Source organism: Flammeovirgaceae bacterium SG7u.111 (assembly GCA_034044135.1).
In the GTDB taxonomy this organism is placed as follows: Bacteria; Bacteroidota; Bacteroidia; order Cytophagales; family Flammeovirgaceae.
Genome location: CP139021.1, coordinates 3,159,599 through 3,183,576, shown reverse-complemented (window position 1 = coordinate 3,183,576; position 23,978 = coordinate 3,159,599). Strand labels below are relative to the sequence as shown.

The window sequence follows — 23,978 nt, the reverse complement described above, 5'->3', positions numbered from 1 at the left end:
TTTCTTTAGAAGTTTACTTTAAGACCACCAGTAAATGTTCTTGTGAGAGGATAAGAGAATGCATCGATACCAGCCTGTGAATCACTGTTCAAAGGAGTACTTGACCCTTCGGGATCTAACCCAGAGTATTTAGTGAAAGTAACAAGGTTGTTTACACTAGCATAGAATCGTACCCCGCCAATCTTCATTGTATTGGCAATGCTTTCAGGTAGTGTGTACCCAAGAGTAATCAAGTTTATTTTGAAGAAAGAACCACTTTCCACATATTGGCTCACTACATAAGTCAACGACTGATCTGTTCCTCTTGGCATTATCTGCTGGGTAGACCCTGTGTTTGTTGGAGACCATCTGTTGCGATAGTCAGGTGTTAAGATATCTTGGTTCATAAGGTTTCTAGACCAGTTGTAGATTTCATTACCGTGCATCCCCACACCTTGGATAGCCAAGTCGAAGTTTTTGAAGTACAAGTTTGTTCCTATACCATAAGTGAAATCAGGTGCTGCCTGTCCTATAATTTGCCTGTCTGTACCTGAAATCTGACCGTCTTCGTCAAAGTCTTCATACTTCACCTCACCAGGGTATGCATTAAAGGCACTCGCTTCTTCAGCTTCGTCTTCTTGCCAAATCCCAACAGCTTTCAAGCCAAACAAAGAACCCATTGACTCGCCTTTTCTTACGATGAACTTGTTGCCTCCTACTATATTCCAAATGCCCAATGGCTCTTCTGACGCTACAAAGATTTCATCATTGCCATCTAAGTCTTCTATAGTATTTACATTCCTAGAGATATTGAAGTTAGCCGTCCATCTAAAATCAGCTTTGTCCATGATGTACGCATTCATACTAAACTCAATACCTTTGTTTCTTACTTCAGCAAAATTACCCGTCAAAGAGTTTTTACCTGTGTAATTTGGAATGGTTTTACTGATGATTACATCCTCAGTATTTTTGTCGTACAAATCTAATGTACCACTAATTTTTCCTTCCAAAAATGCAAAGTCAAGACCTAAGTTTAACTGCCTTGTAGTCTCCCACCTTAAATCAGGGTTGGCAAAATCACCAGGAAGAATACCTGATACTGGAGTTTCTCCATCCCATACATACCATTGATAATTATTGTGGAATTCTAATTTAGGCAATGTTGAGTATGATCCAACAGCCCTGTTGCCAGTTTCTCCATACCCAACCCTCAATTTCAAATCTGAAACAACCCCAACAGCATCCATAAATGCCTCATCAGCAATCCTCCAAGCCACGGCAGCCGAAGGAAAATAACCCCACCTGTTAGATTCATCAAACACTGAAGTTCCATCAGCCCTCAAGCTCAAAGTCAATAAGTACTTATCGTTGTAACCATAGTTCACACGCCCCATATAAGAGCGTATTTTAGATTCGCTATAACCTGACTCTGTAATAGAAGGTGAGCCATTGTTCAAAATATACCATTCATTGGCCAACGTAGTAAGGTCTGCAACTTTAGCAGAATTACTTCTCCATGCACTTTTTTGGAACTCATAAATTGCATCCACTTTCAGATCATGCTTACCAAATTCTTTTTTATAAGTTAAAATCTCTGTGTTCAAATAGGTTGTTCCCCGATTGTAGTTTTGCTGCGCAGCTACATCTTCTCGATTAAAGTCCACACCATTTACTAAATTACGCTGCCCATAAAATCCAGTAGAGAAACTACCTGCATTTTTAACCATAAATGAGAAGCCATGCCCCAAGTTAAAGTTAAGATCTAAGTTTGAAGTGATGCTTTCCCCAAACGACTCTTGGTTTTGATCCGTAGCTTGCAATGGACTTTGCTCTCTACCAGGCAAGAACCTGCCATTGTAACTAGGGTAGCTCAATGGATCCGCATAATTCCCGTCTTCATCATAAGCATCCCAAAATATAGGAAACCTAACTGCTGCACCAATTGGGTTAGCAGCTCCATTCGATCCACTTCCGTTTGCTTGTGAAGACGTATGAGTAGCAAATGTATTAAACTGAACATCGATCCAATCCGAAATTTTACCACTAATATTTGAACGTAAAGAGTACCTTTTGTAGAATGAATTTCTGATTACACCCTTATCATCCACCATGTTACCTGAAAAGAAATATTTCAACTTGTCAGATCCACCATTTGCGTTAATGGTATAGTTTTGAGTAAGACCAGTTTGAGTAACCAAATCTTGCCAATCAGTCCCTCCATTTCCCTTAAAATATGCTATCTCTTCAGCAGTGAAAGAGTTAGTTGGCTTGTCCCTTGAGATATCCTGTAGGTTCATTGTTTCAGCCATCTCTCCTGCTGGCATCAACTCATATTTATTCACCATCTTGCTGAACCCAACATTTCCCTCTAGCGAAACTTTTAAATCGCCACTTTCTGGCGTATTAGTTGTAATCAAAACCACCCCATTTGCTCCCCTAGAACCGTAAATGGCCGTTGCTGAAGCATCTTTCAATATATCGATTGACGCAATGTCATTAGGATTGATATTATTGATGTTTGCCCCAATAAAGCCGTCAATTACGTAAAGAGGTTCGTTGCTGTAGTTAATAGAGCTACCACCACGAATTCGGATTTTCATATTTTGGCCAGGAGCACCAGAAGTATTTTGGATACTCACACCTGCGATTTTACCCTGCATACCTGTTGCAAGGTCTGTAATTGGGTTTTCAAGTAGTTTTTCTGATGAAAGCGAACCTACTGAGCCTGTTACATCTTTCTTCTTTACGGTACCATATCCTACTACAATTACCTCATCAAGCTGAGATAAATCTGGTATTAAAGATACATTTATAACAGTCTGGCTATTAACAGAAACTTCCTGAGTAACAAACCCTATATAACTGAAGATCAATACAGATCCTTGTGCCACAGATACGCTAAACTCTCCATCCATATTAGAAGTTGAGCCATTTACTGTGCCTTTCTGAACAATGTTTACACCTGGCAAAGGTTCTCCCAAATCATCGGTAACCTTTCCGGTTATTTTCATATCCTGAGCGCTTACCAAACCAGCCAACATGACCAGCGTAATAAACACTAAATAAACTTTGTTAAAGTGTTTCATAAAATTAGGTTTAGGTGATTAATTTATCTTTGTTACAAGCTTATTTCAGTTTGTTTTTTTTGGTTTAAAAAAGAAAATACAAAGCCGGTCAAAGACATATGCTAAAGAGGATGTCTTTAGAATGTTTTCTAGCATACAAGAAGCCTCTATAAGGCATTCCGTCGAAGATTCTGAAATTTTGAAAGGACGATAGCTGCTGGATATCAGCAATAACTTCGCTAAAGGAACTTAGAAAAGTTAAAAAGTAGGTAACGCTTTAGTTTCATATTTTTCATTTTCATAATTGACAACCTTTTAATGATGGTTAGTAAAAAAATACCCTTATTAGTTAAATAGTTAGTGGTTGTACGGCTACTCATAAGTAGCGCTATTCTTTAGTATTTGTCAGTTATGTTCTACGCAAGAAACATATTAATTCAACTCCTCGCAAGTCAAAGCTTTGCGCAAAGTGTAAGAAGCTAACTCAAACAACTTTGTTACTTAAATCAATCTTGCTTTAAATAGAAATATTTTGTCAGCAGTATTCAAAGTACGGGTATTATTATGGTTAAGAGTTAATGAAAATTACCTTGTAATTGCATTATTTTACCTTTCTTTACTATCTGAGAGCTGGTTGATAAAGAAATATTTGATAGGTGTGTTTGATGAATTATTAACTAGTAAATTATGCTATAAAGGTTAAATTTGAAGCTGGTCATGCATTTTTTAAGCTTAACGGAGAACCCATAAAGTATGTATAAATTTTTTCTGTTTTTTCTTTTTGTTAGTTTCACAAGGCTTGGTTTGGCTCAGGAGGACACAACATGTGTTTCGCTTCTTTTCTTTGGAGATGTAATGGGCCATTCCCCACAGATAAATGCTGCTTATGTAGATTCTACCAAATCTTATGACTACGATAGCAGTTTTCATTACATCAAACCGCTCTTGAGCGAAGCAGACATCAGTATTGGGAACTTAGAAGTAACCCTAGGAATTACCCCTTACGATGGTTACCCTCGCTTCAGCTCGCCTGCAGCATTGGCAGTCGCTTTACAAAAAGCTGGGGTTGACATATTGGCTACGTCGAACAACCATTCTAATGATAGAGGCAAAAAAGGAGTGGAAAACACGATAAAAATTCTTGACACCTTGGGCACTGTTCATACCGGCACTTTTAAAGACAGTTATTCAAGAGATTATACATACCCATTAATAATAAATAAAAAAGGCATAAGAATAGCTTTGTTGAACTATACTTACGGCACCAACGGCCTACCTACCAGAGCGCCAAACATTGTCAATCTGATAGACACCACTCAAATCTATTATGACTTGGTAAAGGCCAAAGCGCACAGTCCAGATAAAATAATTGTATTCTATCATTGGGGGTTGGAATACCAATCTCTACCCTCCAAAGATCAAAAGACTGTTGCCCAATTTGCTTTTAAAAATGGAGCGGATTATGTTATTGGCGCTCACCCTCATGTCATCCAGCCATTTGAACGGACAACAGACTCCCTAGGAAAAGAAAACCTATTAGTTTATTCCCTTGGAAATTTTATTTCTAACCAGCGAAAACTCAAAACCGATGGAGGAGCGATGGTGAAATTTGAGATTTGTAAATGTGAGGAAGAATCTTGGCTGGGCGAAGCTGGCTATTTTCTCACCTGGGTTTATAGACCTCGAGAAAATGGGAAGTCTCAATATTACCTCATGCCTGTTTCGCAGTACGAACACAAAGCAGATTTTTTTAAGCAAGGGCAAAGCTCCGCCTTCAAAACATATGCAGAGCAATCGAGGAAACTGCTCAATAAGCACAACATTTCTATGCCTGAATATGTATTTGACACTACTACAGTGAGCTGGAAGCTCCAGCCCGAAGTAAAAACAGAATAGATTCTTAACCTTTTAAATTCATCTATATGAAAAGAGTGACAGGATTAGGCGGCGTTTTCTTTAAAGTAAAAGACCCTGCCAAAACAAAAGAATGGTATCAAAAACACCTGGGCATTGAAACCGACCAATACGGAGGAATGTTCAAATGGAGAGAGAAAGATGATCCTGATAAAGTTGGGGGTACAGCTTGGTCGCCTTTTGATGAAAAAACAGAGTATTTCAAACCTTCCGAAAAGGAATACATGCTTAACTACCGAGTAGAAAACTTGGTGGAGTTGCTAAAAGTATTGAAAGAAGAGGGTGTTGAAATAGTTGGTGAAATAGAAGAGTATGATTATGGAAAGTTTGGATGGATACTGGATGCCGATGGGAATAAAATAGAGCTTTGGGAGCCTTTGGACGAAAGCAAATTATGACCGTTCGTTTAAGGCACTATAACTGAATCGACACTCACTGCCGAAGCCCCAAAATAACCAACTACCCATTCGGCAGTATTATCTACATTGAACATATTTCCCCTAATGCTAGAAGGCGCAGGACTAAACGGACCTCCAAGCTCATTCATATGGACACGTACTTCCTCTAAAAAACCATAGCCATCTTCAGAAAGGGAAAGTTGATGAACTATGATTTTGGAACCACTTTTTAATTGCTTTTTCCTGATTTTCACAGTATTGACTAGACCATTTGTCAGCTTGTCATTTTTCACAAATAAATCCTCGGCAGCATTTTGTTGCTCACCATCTATATACAAAATCCATCTATAATAATTCACTTCATCTGCAGGGTCTTGAAACTGAATATTAATCACCCAAGTAGTATCTACATCTTCCACATCGAATGGATCTAAGATTTCAAGATCAACCTCTACTGTATTTATAGCAGCCACACTTTGCATTTTTTCATCTGAAGACCGATAAATCACACCCTCTTTACTTTCAATTATTAAAGCGTACACATTTCCTACTTGACCTATTAATCTGCCTTTGGGGACATAAACACCCGCCGTTTTTTCTTCAAAGGCTAAAGTGTCTTGTTGATTTATGACTACTGCAACTTTGGCATCGCTCAAGACTGGTGGATTAGTTGTGCTGGTAAAATCTGTTGAAAAACTAAGTTGGATTTCATCATTTGTATTCAAATTATCCAACCACCCTTCTATCACCAAACCTTCTTTTCGATCTTTTTTATTTATATCCAAAGAATTGTGGCATGATGCCAATACGAGAAAAAGTATAAAAATGGAAGTTCTCATAGTTAAGGTGGGAATTTTCCCAAAACGAAATTTAACATTGTTTTTTTACAAAAAGGGTAATCGCCACTTTCCTTTTAAAATCTAATTATAGTTTTTTTTCAGCAAAACATTACCCTCTGTTTTACATGATAGATTCACACTGAATTAACAATAACTTTATCATAAAATCTGTATATACTAGAATTCATATATAATTTCTTAAAAAAGAAAATGACACAAAAACATTCTACATTTATATTTAAAAACCTCTTTTTATTCATCTATTCTACTAGTAAAGATATTTTAAACAAGATTTCAAAACCTTGATCCTACTTGCGTTCAAATATTTCCTCTTGCGAAAAATAGCATTTTAAGAGAAGAAAAACTCAATATTTCATTCTTCAGATTCACAGTTTAGTACATTCTTACATGCTTATATACTCTAAAACTGGCACGCCAATATACTCAAAGAGAATCGCCATAATATTATCAAGTTCAAAAAGTTTTATAGATAAGTTTTACCAAAACAATATAAACCAGACGAGAAGTTTTTCTTGCTAAAAAGAATAATTTCCTTAACAAGAAAAGTTTCTACTCTTTGGCAACAAAGCTGGAGAGATAGTGATCTTTAAATTAATATTAGTATGAAAGAAAAGTCTTTAAGGATTTTTGCCGTAGAAGATGATCCTGCGTTTGCCAAAATGCTCCATTACATCCTTACAATGGATCCCGAAAATGAAGTAAAGATTTTCGACAATGGGATGGACTTGCTTAACAACCTCCATTACAAGCCCAATATTGTGACTTTAGACTATTCCCTGCCGGATATGACCGGTGAGGACTTGCTAAAGCGTGTAAAATATTACAACCCAGACTTACCTGTTGTCATTATATCAGGACAAGAAAATGTAAGGACTGCTGTAAAGCTATTGAAACAAGGGGCTTACGATTATATAACTAAAGATGAAGATATACGCGAACGGTTACTTAATACTGTAAACAATGCGAAGAAAAGTATTTCACTCGCCAAAGAGGTGGAGGTGCTTCGCGAAGAACTTACCGAAAAATACGACTTTAGTAAAAATATTATAGGTCAAAGCAGTGGAATGAACAAAGTGTTCAAGATGCTGGAAAAAGCGGTGAAAACTAATATCACAGTTTCAGTAACAGGCGAAACAGGAACAGGTAAAGAGCTGATCGCTAAGGCAGTACACTTTAATTCCCCAAGAAAAAAGCAACCGTTTGTCCCTGTGAACATTGCAGCTATTCCAACTTCATTATTAGAAAGCGAGCTTTTTGGCCATGAAAAAGGTGCTTTTACAGGAGCAAATACCCGAAGAATTGGAAAGTTTGAAGAAGCTCAAAACGGCACCATTTTTCTTGATGAAATAGGTGAGATGGAAAAGGAGCTTCAAGCCAAGCTTTTAAGGGTGCTACAAGAAAGAGAATTAGTAAGAATTGGTGGCAACAGTTTAGTTAAACTTGATGTGCGAATCATCACTGCTACTCATAGAGATTTGGCTGAAGAAGTTAAAAATGGCAATTTCCGAGAAGATTTGTATTACAGGCTTTTGGGACTTCCAATTGTGCTCCCCCCACTTAGGGAAAGAGAAAACGATGTGTTAGTAATTGCCAAGCACTTGATAGATAGCTTCTGTAAAGACAACAAACTACCGAAAATAACGCTAACCCCAGATGCCCAGAAAAAAATGCTTACTTATCCTTTCCCTGGAAATGTAAGAGAACTAAAAGCTGTGATAGAGCTGGCCGCCGTGATGTGCGACGATAATAGAATCACTGCCGAAGATATCCAGTTTAACGAACTAAACAAGGAAATCGATCTTCTTACCCAAGAAATGACTTTGAAAGAATATACTTTTAAAATAGTTAAAAACTACCTAAAAAAATACGATGAAAATGTGATGAAGGTAGCTGACAAACTTGATATAGGTAAGTCGACAATTTATAGATACTTGAAGGAAATGGAAGAAGAAAATTTCTTATAAAAGTAATTTTACATTGCAATATTTTGCAAAGCCACAAATGTTAATATTTGTGGCTTTTTTATGCCTAATTATCAGAAAATCATTTTTTTTCGTTTTTAAAATAACACTCATAAATCTATCATAACACTATCAAACAAACTTATGAACACAATGAAACTAACAAGTCAACTTACGAATTTTGATGTCTTAAATGAGCTGAGTGGAAATGACACGAAGTTTTTAAAAGAAATGCTTACCACTTATCTCGAGCAGCTTCCCAAAGATTTAAACCTAATTATTACAGCTCACGAGAATCAAAATTGGAAACAAACAGGTGACATTGCCCATTCTATGAAGAGCTCTGCCAAATTCATGGGTGTGGATAAAATGCACAAAAACTTATCTAACATTGAAAATTTGTGCAAAGATCAATCCCAACTGAACAAAGTAGAAAACTTGGTAAGCAATGTCTATGAAATGGGGATGACTGTTATAATCGAGCTAAAGCAAAAATTGAAAGAAATAGGTTAAATTCATTCAGATACATTTTAAAATTCAAAAGCATGTCTCACTATCTGCGAGACATGCTTTTTGTTGTTATTCTTATAAGCTGTTTAGGCCATCTCTAAATCACCTTCTTTAATTAGCTTTTGCTGGATATCGTTAGAAACCTGCTCGTACCCACTGTAGCTGGTTTTAAAGCTTGCCCGCCCTTGGGTATGGGACTTGAGCGAACTTGAATACCCTCCTAATTCTGCCAATGGGATTTTCGCATTGATGATCTGAAAACGATCATTTGAATCTATACCCATTATAAGTGCGCGACGACCTTGCAAATCGGTCATCACATCTCCAACCAAGTCTTCTGGAACCCTTACCTCAATATTTTGAATTGGCTCCATTATAAGCGGGTCAGCATTTACAAAGCATTCTTTGAAAGCATGAGCTCCAGCTATTTTGAAGGAAATATCATTAGAGTCAACTGGGTGCATTTTACCATCATGAAGAAAAACACAAACATCCCTCGCATAAGAGCGAGTTAGCGGAGAATCTTCCATAACTTCCATCACCCCTTTTAACACAGAAGGAATATACCTAGCGTCAATTACGCCTCCAACTATACAATTGTAAAATACTAGTTTCCCTCCCCATTCCAAATCAACTACTTCCTCTCCCCTTATATTAAAATCGGACGGTTTAGGCATGTTTTCTTTATATGGTATTACTGTTAGGGTCACTTCGGCAAACTGACCTGCTCCCCCACTCTGTTTTTTATGTCTATAACTCGATGTAGCTTTTTTGCGAATAGTTTCCCTATACGGAATTTTTGGTTCGTAAAACTCTATCCCCATTTTGTAAATATTCTCTAATCGCCACTTTGCAAGCTGAAGGTGCAACTCACCTTGGCCAGACATAATCAACTGCTTTAGCTCATTTGCATATTCAACTTGAAGCGTAGGGTCTTCTTCATGCATTTCCCTAATCACTTCCGCCATTTTATCCTCGTCATTTTTATCTTCCGCTCTTATGGCCATCCTAACTTTAGGCTCAGGGAAAAGCATGGGGTCATAAGTTACCTCAAACCCTTTGGCATGTAGCGTATGGTTTGTTTGCGTATCTTTTAGTTTTACAGTAGCCCCAATATCTCCAGCTACCAGCTTTTCTACAGGATGTCTTTCCTTACCATCCATTATAAAAAGCTGGTTTATCCTGTCGGTATTATCCGTTTGGGAATTGACCAAATCCATTCCAACTTTTACCTCACCTGAACAAACTTTAAAAAAGGTGATTCTACCCAAATATGGTTCTACTAATGTTTTAAAAACAAATACTGACGCTGGCCGCGAAGGATCACAAGCGACCTCCTTTCCATCTACAGTAACTTCTGGGTACAATTCATTGGCGGCTGGCGCTACATTATCAATAAACCCCATCATTCGTCCGCTTCCTTTGTTTTGCTTTGCAGAAAGGCAAAATACAGGGAAAACATCATGGTTCATCATCCCAATCTTTAACCCTTTTCTGAGCTCATCTTCACTTAAATTCCCTTTTTCAAAGTACAACTCCATTAAATCCTCATCATTTTCAGCAGCTTTCTCTACCAGTTCATTGTGCAATTGGTTGGCTTTCTCAAGTTCTGCTTCAGGAATTGGAAATTTCTCTGGCTTGCCTCCATCGGCAGGGAAAATATACATTTTCATTTTCAGCAAGTCGACAATACGGCTGAAATTGGCACCCGAATCAACAGGATATTGCATCAGAGTAACAGCATCGCCAAAAGTCGCTTTAGCTTGCTCAAAAGAATTATTAAAATCAGCTTTTGCTCCATCAACCTGATTGATCGCAATCAACGTCGGTTTTTTGAAAGTATCGACATAGTTCCAGATAAGCTCAGTCCCAACTTCAACTCCAGTCTGTCCATTCAATACCATTATACAGGTATCTGCCACCCTAACGGAAGAAACGATCTCTCCAGAAAAGTCATCTAGCCCTGGGGTATCAATTATATTGATCTTGTAGTTCCGCCATTCGGTGTGAAGGCTAGTCGCATAAATAGAATAGCCCCTTTCGTGCTCAATTTCGTGGAAATCGGAAACCGTATTCTTATCCTCAACGGTTCCTCTTCGGCCGATAATCCCTGCTTCAAATAGCATGGTTTCGGCCAAGGTTGTTTTGCCTGCTTTGGCACTGCCCAGCAGGACTACGTTTTTGATGTGCTTGTTATCAAATACTTTCATATTTACCAATTGTTTTAAGGTGAAAAAACAAACCGATGGGATCGGTCTTTTTTGCTAGTAACCCAAACATTCCGTCAACTTACTTCCTATGCACAATTTCTGAGAAGGGAGGCATGCTCTCAGCTTGAAAGGGCGAGTCCTAATTTAGTTTGACAATTAAACTTTTAGTATGACAGAAGTCAGGTTTAGGTTACTTTTTAGTTGGTAACATGAACGTTATAAGATGATTTTTTTCAATTATTTATTATATACCTAATTAAGAATCACTTAACTATTGAAATCATTCCTTTATATTCTTTACATAAACCAGTGGAGCTAAAAAAGTAGTAATACTCTCCTGATGGTAGTGAATTGCCGTCCCAATCATTTTGATAATCCATACTTTCATAGACTATTTCACCCCACCTGTTATAAACAAACAGTTCTACAGTTCCATGTTCCAATGGTAATTCAAAAAAATCATTGATTCCGTCACTATTAGGAGAAAATGCATTTGGAATAGTCAATAAATCATCAGAAATAAGATTAATGTAAATAGAATCTACAAATACATCACAAGCTTTTATTACATTTACCCAGTATAGTCCTTTTTCTGTAATAGTTCTTTTGTGATCAATTTTACCATCACTCCATAAAACCTCTCCCTGTACTACAGGAATTTCAAAAAGGTAACCAGCATTATCACAAATATTTATGGTATCATCAAACATATCCAAAGGCTGTCGACTTTCTACCTCTTTTAAATAAAAGGAGTCTGAATAAACCTCACAACCATTGTCCATATTAACCCAATATGCCCCTTCCTCATAAATTGTTCTATCTTTTTCAGTATTCTCATCGCTCCATAATATATTATAAGAACCATCAGGAAGTTGGGGGTTATACCCGGTTTCGTTACATACTTCAATTGTATCTTCAAATAAATTCAAATCAACAAAAACTTTTTCGGGTATTACTTCAATAGTATCTGTGATAATTTCACAACCATTATCTGCCTCTACCCAGTACTTTCCAAACTTACTGATTTCTATAGAAGAGTGTACACTCCCATTATTCCATAAATAGCTATCAAAGCCATTCTTGCGCTTAAAGTCAACGGAAAATCCATACATTTAGATATCAAATCAGCACCTAAACCTAAGTCTATTGGTTTCATCTGAAAATACAAAGCTTCTACTTCTTCTTGGTTTAACACCCTATCATATAGCCTCAATTCATCCATTCTACCTTTATAATGGTATTCTATTGGAGCTGTAATTTCTGGCTCATATCCTATATATGTTGGTGTCGCTCCAGGGTCTATTATGTCATCCATTTGCTGATTTATATTACTTAATTTGCAGTTTACATAAACCTGCCCTACATTATATTGACCCTGATTAAAATTGAAAGTAATAGTAACCATATACCACCTTTCAAGATCTAAGGATTCTTCTGCAAATACCCAACTACTGAAACCCAAGCCTTTTACAGTTAACACAGGTCTTCCCCAAGTATTTGTAGAATTACCATAACCTTCGATAGAAGGTGCAGAACCAGTAAATGGTGTATCATTGCCTCTATTTGAAAGAATAATATATCCTGCTGATCGAGAATAATCCTCCAAATTCAGCCATACATTCAAAGAAAAATCTGATTTGTACCTTTTCAACAAGGGAGAATAGCCTAAATCAATAAAATCATCATAACCATCAAAATAACATGCATGACCTGGGTTTCCGAGTAAATCTTCTACAAAGCTAACCCCACTACTCATTCCATTGATATCATGTCCCGAACTGTCCAATAGGTTTCCATTGAAAGGAAGGTAAAGAACTAATCCACTGTTAAGATTGATGTTTTGTGCAAAAACCATTTCAGGAATTGACAAAAAAGTTACTATAGCAATTAAAAAAGTCGTGAAGTTCATTTAATTATAATAATCTATAATCATACCTTAGTCTTTAAATGTTCAAAGATATAATTCCACACCCAAAAAACTTTACTATATTCTTTAACTATTGTCAAAACACTAAGTAAACCTAACGCAACATAGGCCACCATCAAATAATCAAAATGAATGCCTATCAACATTGCTAGCCCCAACAGTAACCTTGGTAGCCAATAACTAATAGCTTGTTGCTTATCGAAACCAAATGACTTGATAAAACCAATATAAATCACAATTGGACAGCAAATAAGAAAATATGCCACTGAATAAGTAAAGACCATCATTTTAACAGAAATAAACGCTCCAGAAACTATCGCCACTATCAATACCAGTGCATTAAAGCCCCCTGCCTTAAACATCTCCTTTTCTTTTTTGAGCAAGACAAACGCTACACCTATTGGATACAAAGTTGCCTGACAGTAACAGAGAACCCCAAAATAGGGCAAATACTCAGCAACACCGCGCCATTTTTCACCCCAAAGTAGCTGGATAAATGGTTCGGGAAAAATGATAAAAAGCAATGAAACTGGGAGCATCAATAATGTAACCGCTCCTTCTACATACTTATACTCTTTTTCAATGCTTTGGCCAGTATCAATTACTTTTTGCAGGGTAGGAAGAAGCACTTGATTGACCACTAAACCAACAAAATTTAATGGCAACATAAGTAAGAAATAGGCATTTCGGTATACGCCAAGCGTAGCCTTGTCATACAACTTTCCTATCATCAAATAATCGCTATTCCTCGCCCAATAATTGATCAAATTAAAGCCACTAACATGTCCTACTAGTGATTTCACCTCACTGATCACCTTTTGTGTTTCTCTCGCATTTCCGTATGTGATGATAAGCTTTGTTTTCCAAAGATACATGCATGCCTGAATAGTATAACCAACTATTGGCCCCCAGATGAACGCCCAATATGAAAACCCTAAATACGCCAAGGTAAGCTGAACAGCAGAATTTGCTCCCTGTGTTGCGACTGTGGCTATACCAATAAATTTAAAAGCTTCTTCTTTTTGTAGTTTTGCCTTAGGTATAATTGAAAAGGATTGCAAAAAAAATGTAGTAGCCAGGCATAAAGTAGGTGTCAGCAATTCTGGTGAACCGTAAAACCAACTGATAGGTTGAGCGAATAATGCTAATATTAGTGAAAGTAACAGCCCAAACAGTACAGTTGCTCCCGATAGTCTTTGTAAAAAATCTTCGTTATAATTGCCCCTAATCACAGAAAAGGAAAAACCTGCATCGGAAAAAATAGCAATAAAACCAGAGAACACCACGATCATTGACACTACGCCATATTCTTCTGGGCTAATGATTCTAAAAATAAAAATAGATGCTAAATAACTAAAAGCTTGTGCCAAATAGGCAAAAAAGCCAACCGTGAGTATATTTTTAAAAAAATTCTTTTTGAGACTCATTTTGTTTATTAATTCCCTACAACACTAAATATCAATCAATTGCAAAAACGTATTTTCTTTCTACAACCTCTCCCCTATTTTGTAAAGATATTTTCATGCTCACAAATTTAAGGGGACGTCTTTCCAATTTTGTCAAATAATTGGGCAACCTATCTGCTAGTTACGTAGTTTGATAGTCAAACCACTAGACTTATGTTGTAAATCTTACTAATTTTTATCATTGTTCCGAATGCTTTCAAACAAAACATTTTTACTGGTCTTTTTCGTCTTCATTTTGTGTACTCAACTCCAAGCTCAAAAAACAGACTCATTAAAACATGTTGATGAACGAGAGAATTTTTTACATCAAACATCCAAATATAATATTTTCGTAGGCGTAAACTTTGGCCTAGGTTTAGGAGTCAGGAATCAAAATACATCTCTAAACGAGAGTACAGTACTGTTTGACTTCAATATCAATCCTAAAGTTGGTTTTTATCCATTCAGACGATTAATGGTGGGGGTTGCCTATGATTATTATACTTCATTAGCTTCCATAAATTATAGCAACAATTACCAATTCAACTTTCAAAGCCTCAATGGGTTTACTAGATATTACTTTCCAAAAGGCATGTTTGGGGAAGCGCAACTAGGTTGGGGAAACGGTTCTGAACGATTGTCTACAACACCAAACCCATTTACCGAAAGTTTAACAGGTACAAAATTTTCACTAGGCTTAGGTGTTGGGAACTTTTGGGGAAAAAATTATCATCTCGAGATTCTAGCCAGATACATCGGGATCTTCGGGCAATATAAAATCGTTGATGATGACTTTTACATCAATGGCCTTAAAATAACAGCTGGCTTGACCTATGGGTTTGGAAAATAAATTCAACAGTTTTAAACTTCTCTTCTTAGATTCTAGAATTCTCTCTTAATTTTGCTTTCAATTAGAAAAGGGAGAAGGAATAAAAAATGAAAAACAAAGATCAGTGGCAAAATAAAAAGTACAGGTATATAGAGAAATCCAACAAATACGAAGTTCGATTAGAAAATGTAAACCCACGCTCTGTCTACCTCAATTCTGTAATCATACCTGTCTATGCTAAAATAATAAAACAACATGTTAAAGGTGAATTACTTGATCTTGGATGCGGATTAGTTCCTTTTTATTCTATGTATAAAGATCTCATAAAAAACAATACCTGTGTCGATTGGGAAAATAGTGATCATAAAACTAGTTTTCTAGATGTTTTTGCAGACCTCAACCAACCTCTACCATTAGAAAGCGAAAAGTATGATACCGTATTACTCACTGATGTATTAGAGCACATATATAAACCTCATGAACTAATTAAAGAGATAGAAAGAGTTCTTTTGCCTAATGGAAAATTAATCATTACCGTCCCTTTCTTTTATTGGATACACGAACCCCCCTTTGACTTCTATAGATATACAAAGTTTAGCTTACAACGCTTTTGTGAAGACAATAACTTATCTATAGTTGTACTTGAGCCTTATGGAGGATACCCAGATATTTTATTAGACTTACTTAACAAAAAGTTAGTGTCAAATATTTACTTAGCAAAAGCATTTATGGGCATCACTGCTTTGTTTAGAAACTCAAAATGGTTTGCTAACTGGAGGAAAAGAACTTCTGAGTCTTATCCATTAGGTTATTGCTTAGTTGCAAAAAAAAAATGACCTTACTTAAGAACATGTCAAAAATAGCAATCATAACAGAGGTTTACCCTCGCCTATCCGAAACCTTCATAAGGAAGCAGGCCTACAAAATAGGCGGATTTGTGTTTGCTTATAAGATAGCACAAGAAATTCTAAACAAACAGGATAAACAGCTACCCAAAATTGTTGACTTATCAGATAATATCCCAACACTCTACAAAAAAATATATTGGTGGAGCAAGGTGATTTTATGGAAAGTATTTAAATACCCTGGATACCATTGGATACCAAATAGTAAGTCAACCTTAAAGAAAAGACTCCAAGAAATGGATATACATGTGGTATTAGCACAATTTGGCACAACAGGTATCAATGTAATGAACGTTTGCAAAGAATTATCTATACCACTAGTGGTTCATTTTCATGGTAAAGATGCTTCTCAACTACTTCAAAATAAATACTACTCTCATGAAATCAAACAGCTACTTAAAATAGCTGTAGAGATAATAGTAGTTAATCAAAATATGAGGCAAATATTCTTGGACTTTGGGTTTCCCAAGGAAAAAATTCATTTCATCCCCTGTGGAGTAGAAGTTCCCTTAAGTTGCCCATACAAACAAAACTCACCGCATTCGCCTTTTCGCTTTCTCGCTATTGGTAGGTTAGTAGAAAAAAAAGCACCATTAAATACTATAAAAGCATTCGAGCTCTGTGCAAAAAAACACCCTAACGTTTCCCTTACATTTGTTGGAGATGGTGAATTGCTTGAAGAGGTAGAAAGCTATGTTTCAAAAAGTGATTATAAGAATAAAATATTTTTAAAAGGTCCTTTACCTCACATTCAAGTACAAAAAGAACTTTTGAAAGCTGATGCTTTTGTTCAACACTCGATAGTAGCTTCAAATGGAGATGCAGAGGGTTGGCCTCTTACAGTAGGTGAGGCAGGCGCATATGGTCTTCCTGTCATATCCACAAAACACATGGGTATAACATCACAAGTTGTCGAAGGTGTTACTGGCTTTTTAGTAGAAGAAGGTGATGTTAAGGAAATGGGAAAAAAAATGATTGAGATAGCTTCATTTAAGCCCGAAAAATACAATACCTTTTCAAAAATGGCTTATAAACATATCAAGGAACATGGAAATAATTCAATCCAGATTTCTAAATTGCAAGATGTTTTAAACAAGCATATTACCAAAAAATAAATACGATAAACTAGCCTAGGTTAACCCATGGAGAATATATTTGATATAGAAAGTCCTATAACAGGGAAAAAAGATGTTTCTATTTGCGAAGAATTATCAGTTAAGAAAATCATTGATGAGTATAAAAAAATTGGATTAGACGTAACAAATAACTATACAGGGATATCCTCTATAAAAATATTGAAATGCAATGAATCAGGGTATCGATTTTATTATCCTTATTCAACAATTGGAGATAAAAACTTCTATGTAGAACTTGCTGAACGAGAGGCCTACTATCCTGAAATAAGATGGGAACACAAGCTAACTATCAATTTTATTTCCAAAGAAGATAAGGTATTAGAAATTGGTTCTGGTTTTGGTGCTTTTTTGAATTTGCTGAAAACCAAAAATATTGAAGGCACAGGTCTTGAATTAAACCCAGCAGCAATTGAAAATTGCAGTAAACAGGGTTTAGATATAAGAAATGAACTCTCAGACGCTCATCTGGTAAATAATCATGAAAAATATGACGTTGTTTGCTTCTTTCAAGTTTTAGAACATGTATATGATGTAAAAGGCTTTCTTGATGCAGCACTTGGGCTATTGAAACCAAATGGCAAACTTTATATTGCAGTGCCAAACAGCAACCCATACTTGTATAAATATGATAAATTCCATGCTATGAACCTCCCCCCTCATCATGCTGGCTTATGGGATAAAGACACTTTATCAAGGCTTCAAGACCATTATAACATAACACTTGATGAACTCAAAGTAGAGCCACTACATGTAAATGTAAATGAATATTGGGATGCAATGTATGAAGAATCAAAATCTATAAAAAACAACTATTTTTTGACTTTCTTATTCAATGCCACTAAGCCGATAAGGAAAGTATATGCTAGAAACTTTATTGAAGGTCGGAACTTATTGGCTGTTTATACTAAAAAAACTCAACCCACCATCTCAAGTAGCTCTCGGTAGCGGTTCTCATTGAAGGAATAGATAGCCATTTCAAATTCAGACTTCCAAGTGGCTAAAGTCTTCGAATTCGCATCAATTTTTTTGATGATATCAATGTTTTCACTGGTATCAAAAATATCTAAGGAGTTGAGCTCTGCTAAGTAGGGCTCTATTTCCTGCTTATCTTCTGGTGTCAATGAGATTTCTACTTTCCCAATGGTAAACTCTTCCACTTTACCTTCCGATTCTAGCGAATCTTTGGTGCTTTCTAACAAGAAATAAAACTCCGACCCTTTCCCCTCTTCAGATTCTAACCCGATCTTACCGCCGTGAGCTTCAATAGCTAGCTTGCAAAAAGTCAAACCCAAACCTGTAGAAGCCGTAAGCCCAGAACTTTTTTGATCGATCTGCTTATATTTTTCAAAAACCTGATCTTTATAGTCTGCTGGAATTCCTGGACCAGTATCGTTCACGCTTACCTTTACAAAGCTATTCCCATCCATCATTTCTTGATGGCAATCCACTGAAATCTCACCTCCAACCGGAGTGTATTTTATAGCATTCGTCATTAGGTTCACTACTACCCTCACTATTAGGTCATAATCCATATTGGCAATAAGGTCACCTTTAAGCTCTTCGCGAAAGGTCAAGCCTTTTTCTCTTACCAGTAGCTCAGTTTGGAAAATGGCTTCATCAACAGCCAATTTCATTGGATAATGCTCCAAGTTCAATTTTAGACTTGCTTCTTCAAGCTTATGGACATCCAATATATTCATTACCATATTGAGCATTTGCTGACCTGCTTGCCTGATTATCGGTGTGCCATCAGACATGCTTATTACAGAGTTTAGTGGATTCTTAAGATCATGGACAATCATGTTCGTCATAGAATCTTTGAAAGACTCTAGGTCAACTAATTTTTTATACGCAGTTTCTATTTCTTGCTTCTGGCTATCCAATTGCACATTTGCTTCTTCAAGCTCTGTTTTTCTAGCCTCCAATTGCTCAGTGCGCTCAGCCACTTTTACCTCTAGCTCCTTGTTCCTTTTGGTAAGCCTTTTCAGTTTTATATAGTTGTAACTATACCCAGCTGAACTCAGCGCCACTGCAACAAGCACAAAAAACCACCACTGTTTCCAAATAGGTTTTTCGATTGCCAACCGAATGGTTGCTTCTTGGCTGCTCCAAACCCCGTCACCGTTCAGCGCCCTAACTTTGAACTCATATTCCCCATCTTCAACCCGAGGGTATTGTGCAAGGGTTTCCGTGGTGACGTCAGACCAATCTATATCGTAACCTTCTAGTTTGTATTGATACCTAACCGATTCAGGTTTTTTCAAACTTATACCTTTGAAAGAAAAACGCAGGCGGTAGCTATCGTAGGGAAGTTGGATAGCTGAAGGGTTGGAAAGTGTATCATCAAACACCAACAACCGGGTAAGCTGGATGATTGGTTCAACTACTTCAGGGCTTTTAGCAGGATTGTAAACTAACAAGCCTTTATCTGTTCCAAAATAAATCACATTTTCTATGGGGCAAAAAACAGCCTTAGAGGAGAGTTCAATATCCTTCAGTTCATTTTGGTAAGAATGCTCATTTATCAAATTATCCGACTTGCTTATACTTGAAAGACCGTTCCTCGAACCTGCCCATACCTTTTGTTCGTCAGCTACAATCATGTATATATAATTTGATAGCAAGCCTTCAGCTGAAGTATAGTTCACAAATTCAGCCCCATCGTAATAGAGCACCCCGCTCCCATTTGTCCCAAACCAAAGGTCTCCATCCTTGTCTTCTACCAAGCAGTTGAACCCGATTGTTTTGAGTACAGGATCTGTGTCAAAATAACCAACTTTCCCTTGCCCAATATAGCAAACACCTGTACTAGGCGTAATCACCCAGACCTTGTTTTCCTTATCGCAATACAAATCCTTAGCGTTGTTGTGAAGAAGCCCATTTTCCGTAGAATATTGAACAATTGAATTTTCAATAAAATGAAAAACACCTAAAAACTGTGTCCCAACCCAGACATCGCCATTTTTATCTGCTATAACTTGATTGATATTTTTCGAATCAAAGCCATTCTTTCCAGTCAAGCGCTCAACTTTGTTTTTTTCTATGTCCCACCTAAAAAGTCCTTCTTCAGCAAAACCAACCCACAGCCGACCTTCCTTGTCCTCGGCTATCCCAGTAACGGTTGAACTAGGTAAGCTTGAAGGGACTGCCACACTTTTCCTTTCGTTACGCAAGCCTTTGGATGTCCCAATCCATTTTCCATCCTTTTTGGCAAGAAGAATTGCAGTAACATCATTTTGAAGACTGCCAAGAGGGTCAAGTTCAAAAGCTCCGCCCATGTACATGGACAACCCCGCCCCATTCAAACCTGTCCACACATTTCCTTCCATATCTTGAAAAAGGCAAAGCGGGTAATTACTGGGCAGACCATTTTCTTCCTTAAAATATTTTTGGCTTCCTTCGGAGGACAATAAGACCAAGCCTGATGATTTTAAAGCAACCCAAATCTCTTTTTTAGTAGATAAAACTGCTTGAATTCGCTCATTTTCGAGGAGATAAGTTTTAGATAAATCCAAGATTTCTCCATCTTTATATCTAAAAAGCCCTTTCCCGTCCGTACCAATCAGATAAGATTCTCCATCTCCAGAAATTGCATTTATTTTTTGATAAGCGAACTCAGGGAATGAGGTTGCCCCAAGATCATCCTTCTTCAAATCTCCCAACCACAAACCTTCATTCGTGCCCAAAAGCACTTTTCTGTTTTCTAATAATTGAAAAGAAAAATAACTCAACTGCTGAGGAAGAGAGTAGAATGCTGTGCTTCCATCTTGAATTTTTAATAGCCCTTCGTTTTGGAAAAGCACCCAAATTGCCTTGTCTTCATCAACATAAAGTTGGTTCACACGGCTATTTGCTGTAGAATCAATAGCTACAACTTTAAACCTTTTTAGTGAAGCATCATATATACTTACCGCCCCTTGGTAATGCCCTGCTATAAGAGTACCCGAAGCATCCACATACAGGGAAGTCACAAAATCTTCTGCCAGTCCATCGTTTACGGTGTAGGTCTTGAAAACAGAACCATCGAACCTAGAAAGACCATCGCCCGTGGCAGACCAGAGGTAGCCGTCTGGGGTTTGGGCTACGCTATATACATAAGACTGGGAAAGCCCGTCAGCTTGGTCGTAAGAGCGAAAGTTAGAATATTGGGCAAAGAGTGGAACAGAGATAAGGCAGCTTATCAAAATCGCCAATATCGATTTGGAAGCGAGCTTCATCTTAATTTTAGTAGAATGGTTAGGTTTATTTATTTAAACGTCAATACAAACCGTACGCCTGGGGCAAAAATATTCGCATCATTGGGAACTAGCCCTGGTTTTATGCTTGCCGACAAATTATCAGACACATCAAAATCTTTTAAATGTGCATCTACCGTAGCATCGGCTATGGTAAGTCCGTACCACATAAAAGTCAAGATTATGTTAAAATCTCGGTCTCGCCTATACAAATCCCGTCCACGCCGAAGCTGATCTTCAGGAAAATCTGCATAAATACCATCTGGATTGGTATCAGGATCGCCATCTGATTTTAAAAATAAGGCATCCCTGAATCCAATATAGCGGACATGATTATAATCGATAAGTGAGGCAAACACTACATAACCACCATACACTATCGGTATTTTCCAATATTGTTTATTATAGATCTGACCAAACCCAGGCAAAATCGCTCCTAAAAGAGCTGCTTCACTTGGTTCATTCAGTTTCTTTGTTTCCAAATATGCATCCAATATTACCGAAGAAGTATCAACAACTTCTTGGGCTTCGGTTTGGCTAACATTCAAAGAATCATCTTGGGCATTTGCGGTAAAAACCAATCCCCCTACAAATGATAATAAAAAGAAATAGAATGCTTGTTTGTTGTTCCTTATCATGAATAATTCAGTAAGTCAAGAATTCTGTTCAAATCATCTGTTGACTCGAAAGGAATTTTAATTTCACCTTTCTCCCCAGTGCTAGCTTTCACTTGGATTTTTGAGCTGAACCTAGAGGAAAGTTTAGCTTGAAGCCTTTTAAGCTCGTATTCGAACTCAGCAGTTGGCGCCAGATCTTTCTTCTCTTCAGTTTTAGGTGAACCTTTGGTAATGTTCTTTACAAGCTCCTCCACTTTCCTTACTGAAAGGTCATCGTGAAGAATCTTTTTCAATATGGCCAATTGCATATCAATATTTTCAATATTGATCAATGCCCTTGCATGGCCCATACTAATTTCCTTGTCGCGAAGCGCAGCTTGAATTTCGGGAGGAAGCTTCAACAGCCTCAAATAATTCGTAACAGTGGCTCTTTTCTTGCCAACCCTATCACCAAGCTCCTCTTGTTTAAGCTCGCACTCTGTCAACAATCTTTGGTAACTGAACGCTATTTCTATCGGGTTAAGGTTTTCCCGTTGGATATTCTCAATCAGTGCCATTTCCAGCATTTGCTGGTCATTAGCTGTGCGCACATATGCAGGCACTTTTTCAAGACCAATCAACTTGGAAGCCTGGCACCTTCTTTCACCCGAAATCAATTGATACTTGTCGGAAGAAAGTTTTCTTAGGGTAACAGGCTGTATAATTCCATGAAGTTTGATCGAAGCGCCAAGTTCTTCCAAGAGCTCCTTATCAAAATCTTGCCTCGGTTGGAAGGGGTTCATTTCAATATTTGCTAACAAAACCTCCGAAACGCTATCAGAAACTGACTTTTCAGGTTGGTTAGAATGGTCTTTCTTGGTATAGTCAGAGTCGGAAAGCAGAGCCCCCAACCCTTTTCCCAAGGCTTGCCTTTTCTTCAATACTTTCTTTTGTGGTTCTTCTGCCATGGATCCTTTTTATCTTTCCGAATAAGCAAGTAATGTTCATCCATTTCAAAAGAAACAAAACGTTGCCTAATTCTTTTTTTCACATAAGCTAAGTGTAGAATAACTAATGTCCTACACAAAAAATGAATATACTAATATTGTTATAAAAACACTGGTCAAAGCAATAGTTACAGCCTTAAACCATGTTGTTTTTTTCCAAAATCTCTTGCGCCAAATTTAGGTAAGCAATACTCCCTTTGCTCTCGGCATCGTGTGCCAAAGCAGGTACACCAAAGCTAGGAGCTTCACTAAGTTTAATATTCCTTGGAATGATGGTTTTGAAGGCGATATCCAAAAAATGAGTGTTCACTTCTTCCACTACTTGGCTTGCCAACCTAAGCCTTACATCGTACATAGTAAGCAAAATACCTTCAATCAACATCTCGGGATTGAGCCTAGACTGTATGATTTTGATGGTACTCAACAACTTACCTAACCCTTCCAATGCGTAATACTCACATTGCACAGGCACTATCACCGAATCGGCAGCTGTAAGGGAGTTTACTGTGATGAGGCCTAGCGATGGAGAACAGTCGATCAGAATAAAGTCGTACTCATCCTTAATAGGAAGTAATGCATTTTTCATCCTATCTTCCCTGTCCTCGTCTTCAATCATCTCAACTTCGGCACCTACCAAATCTATGTGCGAAGGGATCACATCAAGGTAATCAAATTCCGACGGTTCTATCACCTCTTTTACAGGAGTACCATCCACCATACAATTGTAAATGGTCTTGCGAGGTTGTTTAGGATCGAGACCTAAACCTGAAGTTGAGTTTGCTTGCGGATCTGCGTCAACTACCAATGACTTATACTCCAAAGCGGCAAAACTTGCGGCCAAGTTTACGGCTGTGGTCGTTTTCCCAACTCCTCCTTTCTGATTGGCTATTGCTATTATTTTACCCATCTATGCGTTTTCTTTATTTTAATAGGTATAAAAAAACTTGACTAATTAAAAATAGGGCATTGTTTTGTTCTATTTCAAAACTTTTTCTACCCTA

The 23,978-nt window shown here is 37.3% G+C and carries 18 protein-coding genes; 8 read left to right on the top strand and 10 right to left on the bottom strand.

Annotation, left to right across the window (positions count from 1 at the left end):
- Nucleotides 1-5: 5 nt before the first annotated feature.
- Nucleotides 6-3,065, bottom strand: coding sequence for a TonB-dependent receptor (locus R9C00_12435; protein WPO38260.1), 3,060 nt, complete (start codon nt 3,063-3,065; stop codon nt 6-8).
- A gap of 732 nt (nt 3,066-3,797) precedes the next feature.
- Here R9C00_12435 and R9C00_12430 point away from each other — a divergent pair.
- Nucleotides 3,798-4,940, top strand: coding sequence for a CapA family protein (locus R9C00_12430; protein WPO38259.1), 1,143 nt, complete (start codon nt 3,798-3,800; stop codon nt 4,938-4,940).
- A gap of 26 nt (nt 4,941-4,966) precedes the next feature.
- Complete coding sequence (locus tag R9C00_12425; protein WPO38258.1) at nt 4,967-5,356, top strand: VOC family protein; 390 nt, start codon at nt 4,967-4,969, stop codon at nt 5,354-5,356.
- Between the two features lie 8 nt (nt 5,357-5,364).
- Here the strand turns inward: R9C00_12425 and R9C00_12420 are convergent, their stop codons facing one another.
- On the bottom strand, nt 5,365-6,195 hold the full coding sequence (locus tag R9C00_12420; GenBank protein ID WPO38257.1) for a DUF4249 domain-containing protein: 831 nt from the start codon (nt 6,193-6,195) through the stop codon (nt 5,365-5,367).
- Nucleotides 6,196-6,818: 623 nt separating this feature from the next.
- On the opposite strand from R9C00_12420, the gene R9C00_12415 reads away from it, so the two are divergent.
- Together R9C00_12415 and R9C00_12410 are read left to right on the top strand one after the other, a co-directional pair.
- Nucleotides 6,819-8,180 (top strand): sigma-54 dependent transcriptional regulator, encoded by a 1,362-nt coding sequence (locus R9C00_12415; GenBank protein ID WPO38256.1) that lies wholly within the window; start codon nt 6,819-6,821, stop codon nt 8,178-8,180.
- 150 nt (nt 8,181-8,330) lie between these two features.
- Nucleotides 8,331-8,690 (top strand): Hpt domain-containing protein, encoded by a 360-nt coding sequence (locus R9C00_12410; protein ID WPO38255.1) that lies wholly within the window; start codon nt 8,331-8,333, stop codon nt 8,688-8,690.
- 83 nt (nt 8,691-8,773) lie between these two features.
- On the opposite strand, the gene R9C00_12405 is transcribed toward R9C00_12410, so the two are convergent.
- The 4 genes from R9C00_12405 to R9C00_12390 form a co-directional block, all read right to left on the bottom strand.
- A complete protein-coding gene (locus R9C00_12405; protein ID WPO38254.1) occupies nt 8,774-10,897 on the bottom strand; it encodes an elongation factor G in 2,124 nt (707 codons plus the stop codon).
- Nucleotides 10,898-11,160: 263 nt separating this feature from the next.
- A complete protein-coding gene (locus tag R9C00_12400; GenBank protein ID WPO38253.1) occupies nt 11,161-12,009 on the bottom strand; it encodes a gliding motility-associated C-terminal domain-containing protein in 849 nt (282 codons plus the stop codon).
- Nucleotides 11,925-12,806, bottom strand: a complete 882-nt coding sequence (locus R9C00_12395) for a LamG domain-containing protein (GenBank protein ID WPO38252.1) — start codon at nt 12,804-12,806, stop codon at nt 11,925-11,927. Before R9C00_12395 ends, R9C00_12400 begins: the two co-directional genes overlap by 85 nt.
- Nucleotides 12,807-12,826: 20 nt before the next feature.
- Nucleotides 12,827-14,251: an oligosaccharide flippase family protein gene (locus R9C00_12390; GenBank protein ID WPO38251.1), complete on the bottom strand. Its 1,425-nt coding sequence runs from the start codon at nt 14,249-14,251 to the stop codon at nt 12,827-12,829.
- Nucleotides 14,252-14,480: 229 nt separating this feature from the next.
- Here R9C00_12390 and R9C00_12385 point away from each other — a divergent pair, with 229 nt between their 5' ends.
- The 4 genes from R9C00_12385 to R9C00_12370 all read left to right on the top strand — a co-directional run bounded on the left by R9C00_12385 (nt 14,481) and on the right by R9C00_12370 (nt 18,084).
- Complete coding sequence (locus tag R9C00_12385) at nt 14,481-15,119, top strand: hypothetical protein (protein ID WPO38250.1); 639 nt, start codon at nt 14,481-14,483, stop codon at nt 15,117-15,119.
- Between the two features lie 86 nt (nt 15,120-15,205).
- Nucleotides 15,206-15,934 carry a class I SAM-dependent methyltransferase gene (locus R9C00_12380; protein WPO38249.1) on the top strand — a complete coding sequence of 243 codons (729 nt, stop codon included), beginning with the start codon at nt 15,206-15,208 and terminating at the stop codon, nt 15,932-15,934.
- Between the two features lie 14 nt (nt 15,935-15,948).
- Nucleotides 15,949-17,118 (top strand): glycosyltransferase, encoded by a 1,170-nt coding sequence (locus R9C00_12375; GenBank protein ID WPO38248.1) that lies wholly within the window; start codon nt 15,949-15,951, stop codon nt 17,116-17,118.
- Nucleotides 17,119-17,145: 27 nt separating this feature from the next.
- Entirely contained in the window at nt 17,146-18,084 is a 939-nt protein-coding gene (locus tag R9C00_12370) for a class I SAM-dependent methyltransferase (GenBank protein WPO38247.1), read from the top strand.
- Here R9C00_12370 and R9C00_12365 read toward each other — a convergent pair.
- The 4 genes from R9C00_12365 to R9C00_12350 all read right to left on the bottom strand — a co-directional run bounded on the left by R9C00_12365 (nt 18,054) and on the right by R9C00_12350 (nt 23,884).
- Nucleotides 18,054-21,356, bottom strand: coding sequence for a two-component regulator propeller domain-containing protein (locus R9C00_12365; protein ID WPO38246.1), 3,303 nt, complete (start codon nt 21,354-21,356; stop codon nt 18,054-18,056). The genes R9C00_12370 and R9C00_12365 overlap by 31 nt on opposite strands.
- A gap of 29 nt (nt 21,357-21,385) precedes the next feature.
- Entirely contained in the window at nt 21,386-22,012 is a 627-nt protein-coding gene (locus R9C00_12360) for a DUF5683 domain-containing protein (GenBank protein WPO38245.1), read from the bottom strand.
- Nucleotides 22,009-22,938 (bottom strand): ParB/RepB/Spo0J family partition protein, encoded by a 930-nt coding sequence (locus tag R9C00_12355; GenBank protein WPO38244.1) that lies wholly within the window; start codon nt 22,936-22,938, stop codon nt 22,009-22,011. The genes R9C00_12360 and R9C00_12355 overlap by 4 nt, the downstream gene beginning before the upstream one ends.
- 175 nt (nt 22,939-23,113) lie before the next feature.
- On the bottom strand, nt 23,114-23,884 hold the full coding sequence (locus R9C00_12350) for an AAA family ATPase (protein ID WPO38243.1): 771 nt from the start codon (nt 23,882-23,884) through the stop codon (nt 23,114-23,116).
- Nucleotides 23,885-23,978: the final 94 nt, after the last annotated feature.

Coding starts and splice junctions, on each gene's coding strand:
- R9C00_12420 (WPO38257.1), bottom strand. CDS start 6,195: ATGAGAACTTCCATTTTTATACTTTTTCTCGTATTGGCATCATGCCAC.
- R9C00_12405 (WPO38254.1), bottom strand. CDS start 10,897: ATGAAAGTATTTGATAACAAGCACATCAAAAACGTAGTCCTGCTGGGC.
- R9C00_12365 (WPO38246.1), bottom strand. CDS start 21,356: ATGAAGCTCGCTTCCAAATCGATATTGGCGATTTTGATAAGCTGCCTT.
- R9C00_12380 (WPO38249.1), top strand. CDS start 15,206: ATGAAAAACAAAGATCAGTGGCAAAATAAAAAGTACAGGTATATAGAG.
- R9C00_12410 (WPO38255.1), top strand. CDS start 8,331: ATGAAACTAACAAGTCAACTTACGAATTTTGATGTCTTAAATGAGCTG.
- R9C00_12355 (WPO38244.1), bottom strand. CDS start 22,938: ATGGCAGAAGAACCACAAAAGAAAGTATTGAAGAAAAGGCAAGCCTTG.
- R9C00_12425 (WPO38258.1), top strand. CDS start 4,967: ATGAAAAGAGTGACAGGATTAGGCGGCGTTTTCTTTAAAGTAAAAGAC.
- R9C00_12385 (WPO38250.1), top strand. CDS start 14,481: ATGCTTTCAAACAAAACATTTTTACTGGTCTTTTTCGTCTTCATTTTG.
- R9C00_12395 (WPO38252.1), bottom strand. CDS start 12,806: ATGAACTTCACGACTTTTTTAATTGCTATAGTAACTTTTTTGTCAATT.
- R9C00_12390 (WPO38251.1), bottom strand. CDS start 14,251: ATGAGTCTCAAAAAGAATTTTTTTAAAAATATACTCACGGTTGGCTTT.
- R9C00_12400 (WPO38253.1), bottom strand. CDS start 12,009: ATGTATGGATTTTCCGTTGACTTTAAGCGCAAGAATGGCTTTGATAGC.
- R9C00_12350 (WPO38243.1), bottom strand. CDS start 23,884: ATGGGTAAAATAATAGCAATAGCCAATCAGAAAGGAGGAGTTGGGAAA.
- R9C00_12370 (WPO38247.1), top strand. CDS start 17,146: ATGGAGAATATATTTGATATAGAAAGTCCTATAACAGGGAAAAAAGAT.
- R9C00_12360 (WPO38245.1), bottom strand. CDS start 22,012: ATGATAAGGAACAACAAACAAGCATTCTATTTCTTTTTATTATCATTT.
- R9C00_12415 (WPO38256.1), top strand. CDS start 6,819: ATGAAAGAAAAGTCTTTAAGGATTTTTGCCGTAGAAGATGATCCTGCG.
- R9C00_12375 (WPO38248.1), top strand. CDS start 15,949: ATGTCAAAAATAGCAATCATAACAGAGGTTTACCCTCGCCTATCCGAA.
- R9C00_12435 (WPO38260.1), bottom strand. CDS start 3,065: ATGAAACACTTTAACAAAGTTTATTTAGTGTTTATTACGCTGGTCATG.
- R9C00_12430 (WPO38259.1), top strand. CDS start 3,798: ATGTATAAATTTTTTCTGTTTTTTCTTTTTGTTAGTTTCACAAGGCTT.